The organism is Idiomarina sp. 28-8 (assembly GCF_000320945.2).
In the GTDB taxonomy this organism is placed as follows: domain Bacteria; phylum Pseudomonadota; class Gammaproteobacteria; order Enterobacterales; family Alteromonadaceae; genus Idiomarina; species Idiomarina loihiensis.
In genome coordinates this window covers 449,958-464,578 of sequence record NZ_DF266791.1, presented here as the reverse complement: position 1 = coordinate 464,578, position 14,621 = coordinate 449,958, and the positions used below count along the sequence as shown (strand labels likewise).

Below are 14,621 nucleotides of genomic sequence, written 5' to 3'. Positions count from 1 at the left end.
AAATGTGGCTCCCCAGGTTGGATTCGAACCAACGACACATGGATTAACAGTCCACCGCTCTAACCAACTGAGCTACTGGGGAATTGAATAGGTTGGATGTTGTTTGGCTCCCCAGGTTGGATTCGAACCAACGACACATGGATTAACAGTCCACCGCTCTAACCAACTGAGCTACTGGGGAACAACATTCAACGGCTGCGAATATTAAAGCTCATACGCAGGGGTGTCAACTATTCTGCGAAGGTTTTTAAAGGAAAACGGTTCGGTTGTCGAAAAAGTCGACAAAATAGCTTTTTTAATCATATCAGCGCTAAAACAGGCGCCAATCGCTATCGATGACAATGTCAAGTAACTGTAAAATATTCAGGCATAACATAAGTACTATGTTTATCGCTGATCTCATTATCCACAGATATCTGAATGTCGCAGTAGATAACGGCTACATGATCTTATCCACGGAATCTGTGGATAACCTTGTGTTTAACTCTGTTAAGTCGTAAGAGTGATGCGGGTTTGAAGGCATTTCTAGGGCTGGTTAAAAAATAACGCAGTGATTTAATTACTATAAAATACAATAAGTTACGTTATTTTGGTGAATAAACACTCATGTTGGTGATTCCGTCACCAACCAATGCCTGAAGAATCAGCAACTTGTGTATTTCTTAGTGAATTTGACTAAAAAACGCGCCAAAAAATCTTTCCGGAAATAGGTTGATCGGGCTTGACATTGATTAAATTGATCGGGATCTAATTGACTTTATCTGAGGTGGACTTTTAGTAATTTGTAATAAAACTATCAAAATAGAAAAGGGCAATATTGGCGTGATTTAAGCTGGAATGACTGTTCAATTAATAGGGTTTTGGCGCTCATCCGGGGAAATGGCGCCAAAACCTTTATTTTATAAACTTTCTGAAAAGTCTTTAATTCTCTTAACCGCTTCTTTTAATACATCCATACTGGTTGCAAAGGACAGACGGCAATACCCATCGGTACCGAAAGCTGAGCCAGGCACTAAGGCTACGTTTGCTTCGGTTAGCAGTTTTTCGCAAAGCTCAACGTCGTTACTTACCTTAGCTTTAGCCATTAATCCATCAACCTGCGCGAATGCGTAGAAGGTACCGTCACCGGGCACGCAGTTAACGCCGTCGATGCTATTTAAGGCATCTACCAGGTAGTCGTGACGCTCTTTAAATGCACTTACCATGGTGTCGATGCAGCTCTGGTCACCATTTAATGCCGCCGCCGCTGCATACTGACTGATGCTGGTTGGGTTTGAAGTACTTTGTGACTGCATTTTTTTCATGGCTGCAATAATAGGTTTAGGCCCGGCAGCATAACCGATACGCCAGCCTGTCATTGCATAAGCTTTGGATACTCCGGTCAGGATAACGGTGCGATCTTTAAGATCCGGAGCCACCATAGGCAAGTTGGCAAAAGCGGAATCACTCCAGAGGATATGTTCATACATATCGTCAGTGGCGATAAGTACCTTTGGATAGTCACGCAGTACTTCAGCCAAAGCTTTCAGTTCGTCTGCTGTGTATGCCGTTCCCGCCGGGTTAGACGGACTATTAATAAACATTAACCGGGTTTTATCGGTTAGTGCTTCGCGCAGTTGTTCTGGTGTGATCTTAAAACGCTGATCAATACCAGCTTTAACAATAACGGGCTCTGCGCCAACCAGTTTGGTCATATCCGGATAAGAAACCCAATAAGGCGCGGGGATAATGACTTCATCACCCGGGTTTAACCAGGCACTGAGCAAATTAAAAATACTGTGTTTGCCGCCGGCAGAGACAATAATTTCTTTGCGCTCATAGCTCAGGTTATTGTCACGCTCCAGCTTTTTAATGACCGCATCTTTTAGCTCGTCGATGCCATCAACTGCAGTATATTTTGTTTTACCATCGCGAATCGCCTGAATAGCCGCTTCTTTGATAAAATCTGGTGTATCAAAATCTGGCTCGCCGACGCCCAGACCAATAACATCTTTGCCTTGTTGGCGTAATTCATTGGCTTTTTGAGTAACCGCCAGAGTCGGCGATGGTTGAATCGCATTGATACGATCAGAGAGTTGATAATCCACGTTCAGATCCTGTTTTTCGCAAGGGTTGAAATGCCCATTACTATACGGATCGCAGTGGCTAAAGTCTATTCTCCGTAGCCACAAAGCACAGTCTCATGTACACTATTTGGCTATCGAACTGAGGAGGGATTGAATGGCAGCTGCCGACGCATCAAGAAGTCTTATCAGCGCGCCGGTAGGACAAAAACTCTGGGAAATGACCTGGCCGGTTATTTTCGGTGTGGCTACTCTTATTAGCTTCAATGTTGTCGATACCTTCTTTATCAGTATGCTCGGAACAGACCCTCTTGCGGCTGTCAGCTTTACTTTTCCCGTTACTTTCACCGTTATAAGCCTGGCCATAGGTTTAGGTATAGGCACTTCTGCTGTCATTGCCCGTAAATACGGCTCAGACAGGCCGGAAGAAGCTCATTTTGATGGTTTTTCTGCGCTTTCAGTATCCGCCATACTAGTTGCAGCATTGGCACTCATAGGCTATTTGCTGATGGACCCGGTTTTCAGTTTATTGCAGGCACAGGAACGATTGATGCCGCTGATACGAGAGTATATGACGCTCTGGTATCTGGGTTGCGTGATGTTGGTTACGCCTATGGTTGGGAATGCGGTTTTGCGGGCCGCCGGTGACACACGAACACCATCGCTTATTATGGCTTCCGGTGGGTTGGCAAACGCCATTTTTGACCCAATTTTAATTTTTGGCTGGGGTCCAATACCCGCTATGGGCATTGAGGGCGCCGCTCTTGCCAGTGTTATTTCCTGGTTTAGTGGTGTCTTTTTAGTGTTTTGGTTACTGCGCAGAAACAAGTTGGTTTCTTCCAAACCGCCGGGTGGACGAGCTTTTTTTCAAGCATGGGTTAAGTCAGCCCGCGGTATTTTAAAAATAGGTATGCCGGCAGCCAGCGCCAATATGCTGACGCCATTAGCTATGTCAGTGATGACTGCTATTGTCGCATCTTACGGAGCTCCGGCCGTGGCAGCGTTCGGTGTCGGGTCCCGACTGGAGTCACTGGCCAGCGTCATTATACTGGCGTTGTCCATGTCATTGCCGCCATTAATTAGCCAGAACTATGGTGCGGATCGTATTGATCGGGTGAAAGAAGCCTACCGGACGGCGTTAAAAGCCGTGCTGGCCATTCAGGCGGTCATTTATTTACTGATGCTGGTAACCGCACATTGGATAGCTCAGGTATTTGCTGAAGAGCAGGCGGTTGCGGACATTGTTAAGCTTTTTATTTATATTATGCCGTTGGGTTACGGGTTACAGGGCATTATTATACTGACCAATTCCAGCTTTAATGCTGTGCACCGGCCAATGAACGCGTTGTGGTTAAGTATCATTCGTCTATTTGTTTTATTCGTACCACTCTCATATTTAGGGAGTTTACTCGCTGACTTAACCGGTTTATTCATTGGTGGTGTGGTCGCTAATCTGTTTACTGCTGTTATTGCGTATTGGTGGTTTTCACGCGAGTTGAGGAGAGAACGTGGCTAAGAAATTTGAACTGGTTTCTAAATACAAGCCGGCGGGTGACCAGCCCAAAGCCATTGAGTCGCTGCTCGATAATCTGGACGCCGGTTTGGCGCATCAGGTGCTTTTGGGGGTAACTGGTTCAGGTAAAACCTTTACCATGGCAAACGTTATTGAACGCTCGCAGCGACCTACGTTGATACTGGCGCACAATAAAACCCTGGCGGCGCAGCTTTATGGAGAGATGAAAGAGTATTTCCCCAATAACGCGGTGGAATATTTTGTCTCTTACTATGACTACTATCAGCCCGAAGCTTATGTGCCGACAACTGATACTTTCATTGAGAAAGACGCCTCAATTAACGACCACATAGAGCAAATGCGTTTGTCAGCTACCAAGGCTCTGATGGAACGCCGTGACGTAGTTCTGGTTGCGTCAGTATCAGCCATTTACGGTCTGGGTGACCCTGAGTCCTACATGAAAATGATGCTGCATTTGCGTCGTGGCGACATTATCGATCAGCGCGACGTTCTGCGGCGTTTGGCTCAGTTGCAGTATAAGCGAAACGACGCAGCCTTCGAGCGCGGTACTTACCGGGTTCGTGGCGATGTGATAGATATCTTTCCGGCGGAGTCGGAAGAAATAGCGGTGCGTCTGGAGCTGTTTGACAGCGAAGTTGATCGCATTAGCTTTTTCGAGCCTTTAACCGGACAGGTGACGGAAAAAGACGTTGCGCGCGCCACTATTTATCCGAAAACGCATTATGTAACACCGCGAGAAGTGCTGGTTAAAGCCATTGAAAAGATAAAAGATGAGTTGAAAGATCGTCGCGATATTCTGCTTAAGCAAAATAAACTCATAGAAGAGCAGCGGATTAATCAGCGGACTCAGTTTGATATTGAAATGATGCTGGAGCTTGGCTATTGCTCGGGCATTGAAAACTACTCACGCTATTTATCCGGTCGTGCGCCGGGCGAGCCGCCACCAACGTTGATGGACTATTTACCGGATAACGCACTGCTTATCATTGATGAGTCACACGTTACTGTGTCGCAGATTGGCGCTATGTATAAAGGCGACCGCTCGCGTAAAGAAAATCTGGTGGAATACGGTTTCCGTTTACCGTCAGCACTGGATAACCGGCCGCTTAAATTTGATGAGTTTGAGGCTATAGCGCCACAAACCCTGTATGTGTCAGCGACACCGGGCAAGTATGAATTAGAGCGCAGTGGCAATGAAGTGGTTGAGCAGGTTGTCAGACCGACCGGGTTAATTGACCCTCAGATAGAAGTGCGTCCGGTTGCCACCCAGGTGGATGATTTAATGTCTGAAATACGTTTACGGACAGAGTTAGGCGAACGGGTTCTGGCGACAACTTTAACCAAAAAGATGTCGGAAGATTTAGCCGACTACCTGGATGAACACGGTATAAAAGTGCGTTATCTGCACTCAGACATTGATACCGTTGAACGTATGGAGATTATCCGCGATTTACGTCTGGGTAAGTTCGATGTGCTGGTAGGTATTAACTTGCTGCGGGAAGGTCTGGATATGCCGGAAGTGTCGCTGGTCGCGATATTAGACGCAGATAAAGAAGGCTTTCTACGTTCCGACCGTTCGTTAATTCAGACGATAGGGCGTGCCGCACGTAACGTTAACGGCCGCGCCATTTTATATGCCGACCGTATTACCGGCTCTATGCAACGCGCTATGGATGAAACTGACCGTCGCCGCGAGAAGCAAATTGCTTACAACAAAGAGCACGGTATTACTCCGCAGGGGCTGAATAAAGACATCACCGACGTGATGGATCTGGGTCAGGGTTCCGCTAAAGCTCGTAAAAGTAAGGCTGAAAAAGCACTGGCTGAAGTCGCCTCCGGGTATGATGCCCGGACTGTGGTTGTCAAAGACGCGAAAGCGGTGATGAAAGAAATCGACGCTAAAGAGAAAGAGATGTACAAAGCGGCGCAGAATCTTGAGTTTGAACAAGCAGGTAAACTGCGCGATGAAGTCGCTGAACTGCGTGAACAACTTAAACGAGCGGTTTAAAGATAAATACCCTGCAACGAACAGGGTTATCGCTTTTATCAATTGGCTATAACAATCTTAATCGGCAATAATTAACAAAAGTCGACGCGGGAGATTGTTATGAAAGACGCAGTAAAGACAGTATCATTTGGTATCATGCATTTTACCATCGCCTTTGGCGTAGTCTGGTTAATGACAGGCGATGTCGTGCTTGGTGGTGCTATTGCTCTGATTGAACCTTTAGTGAATACAGTAGGTTATTATTTCCATGAAAAAATCTGGCAGCGAGGCGACAAGCGCCGGGCAGCGATTGGTAGAGAGGGCACGATACCTGGATAAAGAGGGCCGGGCGAGTATCCCGCTCTCGCTCCTGCTGGTGCTTTTATTTGAAATGCGTGGCTATGTCGCCGCCATTATATCTCTGACTTTTTCTGAAGACCGAACTCGATTATTGAAACTCTTCTACACCAGTTCAGAGCAGTTCGGGCTGATGTTACTGATTGGCCTGCCTGCCTTGATTGTTTTGCTGGCAACCACCTTTGTCGGCGAAGACAAACCTAACTGGGCAAATAGATTAATGCGTTTTGCTCAACCTCTGTTATTACTCTCTTTAGTTTTTGATGCCGTACTCATTTCCTGGTTGTTTATTGAACAACATGGTGCTTTTTCATTTGGACGAGCCGCAATTGTTTTTGGTTGGTTTATTTGTGGTTGGTATTTAATAAAGTCCAGACACTGGCGTTTTTATCGACAGCACCTGATTAATATAGAGTAACTAGAGTAAAGGTAGTTGATTTTTAAGGTTTAACGTTCTTTAATGGCTGTCTGAGAACTGATTCGGGCCAGCATGAACTTCTTAAATAACTTTTTTCTGCTTAAAGACGAAGGAACGTCAGAAAATGGTGTTCCCAATTGGCGAGTCAGCGCACTAAGAATTATTCTTTTCTCCGGGATGCTTCTGTGTCTGGTGGTGTTTTTACATAGCTTTGATGACGCTTTAGAAGCTCAACTTCCCCATATTATTGCAATTACATCCGCTTTCTTAGTTAGCATGTTAGGCTTACTTTGGTTAAGCAAGAATTACTATTATTTTTGTGCCAACTTTTTGCAGATTACTATTATTGCAGCAAGTGTCTCCTGTAATTTATTCCTGGATGATATGAACCTTGCAAAAATAGGTTCGATGTATATGTATGCTTGCCCCCTAATTGCTTTAATGCTTCTTGGCGGTAGAGCTGCGATATTTTATGCCGTATTGAATATCGCGCCTTTTTATATTGTTTTTAACAACGTTAATTTGTCTTTCTTCGCTGAACCCAATGTGCTGTTTCCTGACGCCGCATGGTATATCGCAGGAAACATGTTTCTATTTTTTAATATCTGTATTCCTCTGGCCGTGGCTCGTACCATAGTCGCCGCAAAACGACTGAATCAGGAAACGCAAAAGTCTAACGATTACTTAAAAGGCAAGAACTCGCTTTACCGGGTGTTTTTTGCCGAGTCCAGAAGACCCAAAGTTATTGTTAATGAAGACGGGTTAATTACAGATTTTAATAAACAGGCTGGTGATATTTTTGGTTTAGATGAGTCCACGAGAAGTGGTTGTCAGTCTATTTCTAACTGGTTTCCCGATATTAATCACGCCAAATTACCCACGGGTGGCAAGATTATTCGGCATGAGCATACATACCAACAAGTTGTGAGGTTAGAAGTCCCGGAAGCCAGCTCTTATGTTTATGAATTTGTTGATTGCACACAAGAGAAAACGCTGGAGAGTAACCTGACGTTTTTAGAGCAGGAAAACCGCCGTTTGCGTTACCTGGATACTCAGACAAACTTACCGAATAGTGACTGGTTCGAGTTGCAATGCAACAAGTTAATCTCTAAGTCAGATCGTGAATTTTTTGTGGTTGTCGCACAAAGTGAAAGCGAAGACTACCTCAGATTAAAATATGGTGAGAGTGTTATCAGAAAGCTTTTAGCGTCCTCATACAGCCGCTTGAAGAAGCACAGACAGCATCCACGTTTAACGGCGACTATTGCGTTAAATAAGCTGGTGTTTATTTTGCCAAAAACGGTAGAAAATGAATTAGAAGACGTTTTACTGGATATTAAAAACTCTCTTGACAAAGAGTACACCATTCAGGGTATTAAATGTCAGCAGTCTTTTCAGTTTGGTGTGGCCAGGTTTCCTAAGCATGGTGAAACCGCCGACGTTGTTGTTTCCCGTGCGTTGGAAGCAAAAAAATTCGCTTCTGTGAACCAGTTTTATCATCTTTATGATACTGAAAACTCAGAAGAGTTTATGGAACGCCATGAAATCTCAATTCTTTTGGATGAAGCCATACAGAACGACGAGTTGGATGTTTGTTTTCAACCGAAAGTGACTGCCGATGGCACTTGTGTCGGGCTTGAAGCACTTGCCCGCTGGGACAGCCCTGTACTGGGTTCCATTTCTCCGGCTATTTTTATTCCAATTGCAGAAGAGTACCGAATGATAAGTCGCTTAACCGATTTAATTGTTCAGAAAGTCTGTGCTCAGATATCGCTGTGGAAGAAGAATGATTTCCCGCTGTTACCCGTAGCCATAAACATTTCACTACTGGACTTTTCTCAGCCCGATTTTATTTCGAAGCTGGTCAAATATCTGGCTGACTTTTCGGTTAAACCCTCACAGATAGAGCTGGAGTTAACAGAAACCTGTCTGGAGTCGGATAGGGTCAACTCCTTAGAGCTTATGAATGAATTGAAGTCCTGGGGCTTTAAGGTCTCGGTTGATGACTTTGGAGTCGGCTATTCCAGTGTTACCCGGTTGGCTTATTACCCGATTGATAAGTTAAAGCTGGACAGAGCGCTGCTTCGCGGCATAAAAACCTCCGGGCGACAATACAGCTTAGTTAAGGGTATTTTTAATATTTGCTCTGAATTGAAAATTAAATGTGTCGTTGAAGGTGTAGAAGAAAAGTCTCAGTTAACAAGGTTAACCGAAATTGGCTTTTCAGAGTTTCAGGGGTTTTACTTTTCTAAGCCGTTAACGGTAAGTCGCTATGAAAAGCATGTTAAAACCCACGGTCTGGTCTTTTTAGATAAAACTGGTCAGCGACTGTCTTAATTTGTCTGGCCAGTTAAGTAATACCACTTGCCATCTTCGAAGATAAAATCAGATTTTTCTTCCATAAAAGCAATATCATCTCCGTCACGATAAAATGCGCGGAAATGCACCTGTCCTTTATTCTGATCTACGCTGGAAGAAATAACCTGCAGTTTAAGCCAGTTTGGTGAGTCGCTTAAATCGAGAAATGCGGGACGGTAGCTGCTATGCCATGTCGCTTCTAAGTAGCCTGCTAAGCGTCCGACAAAGGCACTGTAGCGTGAACGCATTAAGGCTTCAGGCGATGACGCAAGTGATTCTCCATTATGATATGGATAGCAACAATGTTGATAGGTTTTATCGAGGCCGCAAGGGCAGGGTTCAGATAGTTTCATAGCGCGAACTTTACCAGCACGCGCGCTGATTTCAACTGCAATTTTTAATCTGTTTTGCCGGAGTGATTTTTGCCCAGGCCCCCACTTATTGTTAGTTGCAGGGCTTCGGCAGGCTTCATCGTTAGTGACTCAATACAATCCGCCGGCACTATGACCATATAGCCGCCGACGTTATAACTCATGGGCAAGAATACCGCTACCTGGTCGCCTTCCATCAATTCCGACAAGCGGTCACCCTTAATGCCGCTTTTCTTGGTGACGATACCAATAAGCCGCAGTTTGCTGCCGGGCAGGGTGACTAATACAACAGACTCTTCAGCGAAGTTTTTGCCCGACATCATTTCAAAGACATCGTTAATGGTACCGTAAAGACTGCGCAGCAGTGGCAGCCGGTTGATAAGTTTTCCGGGAAGCTGCCAGAGAGAATCAATGAAATTCCAGCGGGAGCTAAAACCAATAAGCAAAGCAATAGCTAAAAAGCTAATAAAGGCGAGTCCGGGAAAATATGAAGACTCACCCAGTAAGGTTATCCATATAGGCTTAAGCCAAGTTTCGATGGTAACTAGCAGCCATTGCAGTAACGCAAAGGTCACAACAATGGGCAGTAAAATGGCTAACCCTTTAAATAAATACTGCAGCGTTCTTTTCATTATTTAATAAGCCTTTTGGCAAAGAGTTAGCCGCATTGTGAAACGAATAAATCAATCGGACAAGTAATATTCTATGGTGGATACAACACGCACATTTTTCAGGTGAGGGTTGTGTCGGTCGCGAGCACTGATACTAAACTGCCCCTGACGCGCCTGTTTGATTTTACCCAACTGAGAGTTCGAGTCTGTCGCAAATTTTTCTGCTACTTCCCGGGCTTTCTTGGTGGCCTCTTCTATCATTTCGGGCTTTACTTCATTCAATCGGGTAAACAAGTATTCAGGTTGCGCCTGATAATCGTCGCTGCTGAGAACAATACCTTCTTTACCCAGCTCGGCAAGGTCCCCCATAACGCTGCGAACTTCTTCAACCTTATTGGAATAGACTGTAATGGCTTGTGTGGCAGTATAACGAAATTCTGCCGGTTGAGATGAACCATAACGCTGGGCTGATTTATCAGTAATGGAAGGGGCTGACGAGGATATTTCATCCGGCTCAATGCCTTTTTCCCGTAAGAAGGCGATGACCTTTTTATTGGATGCTTCCATGGTTTCATAAATTTCAGATAAATCGTTGCTGGCCGCGGTAAATTGAATAGGCCAGATAACGGTGTCGGCAATATATTCTCTTTCAGATAACCCTTTTACGGTTACGCTACGCTCCATCGATTTATGCTCAAGCACTGCATTTGAACCGATAATGCCAATAACGATAAAGCTAATGATTAGCGAGATGCCTAATATCAGAGTATTTTTGGTTGAGCTCATCAAAATCCCCAGAGTTTTTGAAAAAAATCGGCTTGCGATAACGGACTGTCATACGACTACTCACCTATCTATTTATAGGTGATAGGCGGCGATTTATCCAGTGGGAATTTGCCCCGCTGCTGTTAAGCAGCGGGGGGGGAAGAACTGTTCAGCGAGTTAGAATGAATAACCTGGTTTAATCGCCGACGCTGTAAGACAGAATTCGCGATAAATGACTGTAAGGTAACTGGGTCTGCTGATGCCAGTGGTTAAACGCACTTTGAGCTTGTTTTAACCCTTTTTGACTGGTGGGAGAAGCGTCTATCAGCTTGTAGTTGGTCAACGCGGTGATAACATCATTGGAAAGAATAAAACCGTCCCAGCCAAGCTCGCGCAAAACATACTGTGGGGTAACGCCGCCTAATCGCGAACCGTTCTTTTTAAGATAATGCAACAACTCCGCTTGTTGGCTCGATGGCCATTGAGCCAGAAACTGACCAAAACTGCCGTATTCTTCGGCTACTTCCACAATCATTCGTGCGTTAGCGGGCAGGGTGTTTATTTTTTGCTGGTTGCGGACAATACGTTCATCTTTGGAAAGTGCCTCTAAGACTTCTGGGGGCACTTGTTGCCAGTAAAGAGGCACAAAGCCTTTAAAGGCTTCTTCAAAGCCCGGCCACTTCGCTTCAATAATGCGCCAGACAAAACCGGCGCGGAAAATACAACGGGTAATAGTAGCAAGTACATCCCGGTCTTCGAGTTGTTCTAATTGGGTTACGGACGATACTTTAGGCAGGCGTGCAAGCATCGCACTTTCGCCACCTTTACGCTGGCAGGCTCTGTCATAGAAACGAGAAAAGTTGATTGTTATATCGGTCATGGTCTTCCTGCTTTTTAATCTAGCATCCAGTCTGCAATGGCGCGGCAATGAAGTTCGGTGGTATCGAACAATGGCAGGGCAGAATGTTCTTGTTTAACCAGCAGACCAATTTCAGTGCAGCCTAAAATAACGCCTTGTGCGCCTTGCGCTGCCAGGTCCTCAATAATTCTTAGGTATTGTTTGCGTGCGCTATCAGTAAATTGGCCATGGCACAGTTCTTTAAAAATAATGTTGTCGACTGTATTGCCGTCACTTTCACCGGGTATCAGTACCTTAATGTTTTGTTGTTCAAGGCGCTCTTTATAAAAAGGTTGCTGCATGGTGAAGCGTGTACCCAGCAACCCAACCTGGTTAACGTTGTTTTGTTTAAGGTGCACCGCCACAGCGTCGACAATGTGCAATAACGGCAGTTTGACCGCGTCTTCAACCTGTGGAGCCACTTTGTGCATTGTATTTGTTGCTATAACAATACTTTCAGCACCCGCTTTTTCCAACTGCCGGGCTTTGGCAATAAGAGCTTGTGTAGCTGCATCCCAGTCACCCTTACTTTGCATCTCTTCAATAGGCGCAAAGTCGAGGCTGGCCAGAAGAATTTCAGCACTGTGCAAGCCTCCCAGGCGCTTATTTATTAGCTGGTTCAAACGCTTATAATAAGTGCTGGTTGATTCCCAGCTCATGCCACCAATAATGCCGACTGTTTTCATTAAAGCCTCCGCAACCGTCTTTTAAACACAGCCTACCTTAGTTTCTTAAGCAAGTTAACGCAGAGTTTAGATGAAAAATATCTAATTTATATTGCGTTTATTTTAATTGAACGATCAATTAACCTTAACGCCGTTGTCACATTAGCCCCATACATTAAGGAGCTTCACTACAACACAAGAAACAGGAAATTTTATGAAAACTTATGTGCCTATGAAGCAAAGCTTAATTGCACTATCTGTACTATCAGCATTATCTGCTACCTCCCTGCCAGCAATGGCGCAAGACACTCAAGATCAGCAAGCAGAAGAAGAAAAAGAACAAATGGAAGCCATTGTGGTTACTGGCCGCAGTGTTTCTTATGCGAATAACGCCGCTTCTGCAGAAATGAAAAAGCAGCAAACGTCTATGACCAGCGCTTTGGCAATGGTTGATAACTTACCTGGCGTTTTGGTAAACGAAGGCGACCCGTTCGGCTCTGATGAATGGTCAACCAGCATCTCAATTCGCGGTTTCCAGTTAGATTTAGAATCTCAGCAAATTGGTATGACTGTAGATGGTATTTCTAACGGCAACTCAAACTACGGTGGTGGTACTAAAGCCAGCCGTTACATTGACACTGAAAACTTACGTGGCACGGAAGTTTCTCAGGGTACAGCTGACATTAGTTCTCGTTCAAACGAGGCTTTGGGCGGTACCTTGAACTTTACGACTATTCGTCCTGCGTACGAAGAACAGTTTACCGTTAGCACCACGATTGGCGAGCATAACGCACAAAAACTGTATGCACGTTACGATACTGGCGAAATTGCTAAAGACACTTACGCGTGGTTTTCTCTTTCGAGCCAACAAAACGATGACTACATGGATGGTTCGGTAACCAATACGCGTGACCATGCTGAAGGTAAAATTATCAGTCGTGTTGGTGACGTAGATTTAACGGGTTACGTGAGTTACGACGACGCTCAGGAATATACCTATCAACGAGTTTATGGTTTAGCACAGTATGAACAAAACTCTGAATGGGACGGCCTGACTGAAGACTGGACAGGCATTCCTTATCAAGACCAGGCATGGCGTGAAGGTTGGGTAACTGAACGTGAAAACCTGTTTGGTTACCTAAAAGCCGACTTCATGTTGGGTGAAGTGGATGTCAGCACTAACGTTTACTATCACGAAAACGAAGGTGCTGGTAAGTGGATTCCATATTACATTGCTGATGTCACCGACGACGGTGCAGGAAACCCTCACTCGGAACTGGACCCTTCAACCACAGCTTACGGTGGTTCTTCACAAGGTTTTATCTATTTTGTTAACCGCGACGGACAGTCATTATCACCTGAAGCAGGCTGCGAGAGCTCAATTGGTTACCCTTATGGCGGTGGTGGAGCCGAAGTAGACCCGGGTTGCTATGAGCAAGGCTCTATGCCGGTCAGTTCGAATCGTCATACCCACTACGAAAAGCAACGCTACGGCGTCAATGGTGATTTTGTATGGGATACCACAATTGCCGGTATGGCAAACACCTTGCGTGGTGGTTTCTGGTACGAAGATTACCAGCGTGATGAGTACCGTGACTGGCATAAAACCATTGATGCAGCAGCGAGTCCACGTCCGGAAAGCAACCCTTACTGGGTTCAGTACAGCCGTGAATTCCCGGTCGAAACTTTGATGTACTACATTGAAGACGAGATTGATGCCGGATTTGCGAAATTCCGTCTGGGCGCCAAGAAGTTTGATGTTGAAGTGTCAAAAGAAGACCAGTTTAACCCGGATAACAATCTGAGCGTATCGTCTGACTCGGATGCTTTATTGTCAGCTGGTTTTGTGGCTCCTTTACCTGTTCGTGGACTGGAGGTTTTCGGTGGTTATGCAGAAAACTTTGCAGCCGTTAAAGATGCAGTATTAGAGCGTGACGATACGGATGTAAGCCAGGTTGAGCCAGAAACAGCGGACAATATTGATTTAGGTCTGCGCTATTCAACGCCGGGCTTTAATGCAAGTTTGACTTATTATGATATTAGCTTCGAAAACCGTATTACTTTTGTCAGCAATGAAGACGTTGACGGTATCGACTTCTTAGAAGCGGCAGCCGGTGGTTATGTTAACACAGGTGGTATTGAGTCTGACGGTATTGAAGCATCACTGGATTACAACCTGAGTGATAACCTTGGCGTTTATATGTCTTACACAAAAAATGACTCAACCTATACGGATGAAGCATTCCGCGGCAATACGGTACTGGGCAGTGCTCAGGACATGGCCGTTGTTAGCTTTGACTACACTAAAGGCGATTTCTATGCCGGCTTTAGTACTAAGTATGTTGGTGAGCGTTTCTTAGACCAGGCGAACACTCAGGAAAGCGATTCTTACGTTGTGAGTGACCTTTACATTGGTAAAACCGTTTATGACATTGGTGGTGCAATTGACAGCATGGAGCTGAGCTTCACTGTGAATAATGTCTTTGACGAAGATTACCTTGGTACTATCGCTCCGGGCGCTGGTTGGATTGGTGCGCCACGTACGGTTGCACTTAATGCTAAGTTTGTATTTTAAAACTACCCCGAACCACATG

At 45.1% G+C, this 14,621-nt stretch carries 12 protein-coding genes and 2 tRNA genes; 6 read left to right on the top strand and 8 right to left on the bottom strand.

Translation table 11 applies throughout. From position 1 onward, the window contains the following. Positions 1-5: 5 nt before the first annotated feature. The 3 genes from RJ32_RS10130 to RJ32_RS10120 form a co-directional block, all read right to left on the bottom strand. Positions 6-82, bottom strand: a tRNA-Asn gene (locus RJ32_RS10130). A gap of 22 nt (positions 83-104) precedes the next feature. After that, positions 105-181, bottom strand: a tRNA-Asn gene (locus RJ32_RS10125). A gap of 718 nt (positions 182-899) precedes the next feature. Next, positions 900-2,087, bottom strand: coding sequence for a pyridoxal phosphate-dependent aminotransferase (locus tag RJ32_RS10120; RefSeq protein ID WP_034821874.1), 1,188 nt, complete (start codon positions 2,085-2,087; stop codon positions 900-902). A gap of 133 nt (positions 2,088-2,220) precedes the next feature. Here RJ32_RS10120 and RJ32_RS10115 point away from each other — a divergent pair, with 133 nt between their 5' ends. The 5 genes from RJ32_RS10115 (at position 2,221) to RJ32_RS15230 (ending at position 8,696) form a co-directional block, all read left to right on the top strand. Further along, entirely contained in the window at positions 2,221-3,579 is a 1,359-nt protein-coding gene (locus RJ32_RS10115; protein WP_034821872.1) for an MATE family efflux transporter, read from the top strand. After that, complete coding sequence (gene uvrB, locus RJ32_RS10110) at positions 3,572-5,605, top strand: excinuclease ABC subunit UvrB (protein WP_034821869.1); 2,034 nt, start codon at positions 3,572-3,574, stop codon at positions 5,603-5,605. Before RJ32_RS10115 ends, uvrB begins: the two co-directional genes overlap by 8 nt. 99 nt (positions 5,606-5,704) lie before the next feature. Further along, positions 5,705-5,923 (top strand): DUF2061 domain-containing protein, encoded by a 219-nt coding sequence (locus RJ32_RS10105; RefSeq protein WP_034821866.1) that lies wholly within the window; start codon positions 5,705-5,707, stop codon positions 5,921-5,923. Beyond that, positions 5,853-6,359, top strand: coding sequence for a DUF2919 family protein (locus RJ32_RS10100; protein ID WP_082815461.1), 507 nt, complete (start codon positions 5,853-5,855; stop codon positions 6,357-6,359). Before RJ32_RS10105 ends, RJ32_RS10100 begins: the two co-directional genes overlap by 71 nt. 72 nt (positions 6,360-6,431) lie before the next feature. Beyond that, positions 6,432-8,696, top strand: coding sequence for a bifunctional diguanylate cyclase/phosphodiesterase (locus RJ32_RS15230; protein ID WP_235598944.1), 2,265 nt, complete (start codon positions 6,432-6,434; stop codon positions 8,694-8,696). Here the strand turns inward: RJ32_RS15230 and RJ32_RS10090 are convergent. The 5 genes from RJ32_RS10090 to RJ32_RS10070 form a co-directional block, all read right to left on the bottom strand. Beyond that, positions 8,693-9,070 carry a YchJ family protein gene (locus RJ32_RS10090; protein WP_051018775.1) on the bottom strand — a complete coding sequence of 126 codons (378 nt, stop codon included), beginning with the start codon at positions 9,068-9,070 and terminating at the stop codon, positions 8,693-8,695. The genes RJ32_RS15230 and RJ32_RS10090 overlap by 4 nt on opposite strands. A gap of 44 nt (positions 9,071-9,114) precedes the next feature. After that, positions 9,115-9,720, bottom strand: coding sequence for a DUF502 domain-containing protein (locus tag RJ32_RS10085; RefSeq protein ID WP_034821860.1), 606 nt, complete (start codon positions 9,718-9,720; stop codon positions 9,115-9,117). A gap of 51 nt (positions 9,721-9,771) precedes the next feature. Further along, complete coding sequence (locus RJ32_RS10080; protein WP_034821857.1) at positions 9,772-10,485, bottom strand: SIMPL domain-containing protein; 714 nt, start codon at positions 10,483-10,485, stop codon at positions 9,772-9,774. Between the two features lie 175 nt (positions 10,486-10,660). Continuing rightward, positions 10,661-11,344, bottom strand: coding sequence for a DNA-3-methyladenine glycosylase I (locus tag RJ32_RS10075; RefSeq protein ID WP_082815460.1), 684 nt, complete (start codon positions 11,342-11,344; stop codon positions 10,661-10,663). Positions 11,345-11,358: 14 nt separating this feature from the next. Continuing rightward, a complete protein-coding gene (locus RJ32_RS10070) occupies positions 11,359-12,048 on the bottom strand; it encodes an aspartate/glutamate racemase family protein (RefSeq protein WP_034821854.1) in 690 nt (229 codons plus the stop codon). A gap of 193 nt (positions 12,049-12,241) precedes the next feature. On the opposite strand from RJ32_RS10070, the gene RJ32_RS10065 reads away from it, so the two are divergent. Further along, positions 12,242-14,602: a TonB-dependent receptor domain-containing protein gene (locus RJ32_RS10065; protein ID WP_034821851.1), complete on the top strand. Its 2,361-nt coding sequence runs from the start codon at positions 12,242-12,244 to the stop codon at positions 14,600-14,602. Positions 14,603-14,621: the final 19 nt, after the last annotated feature.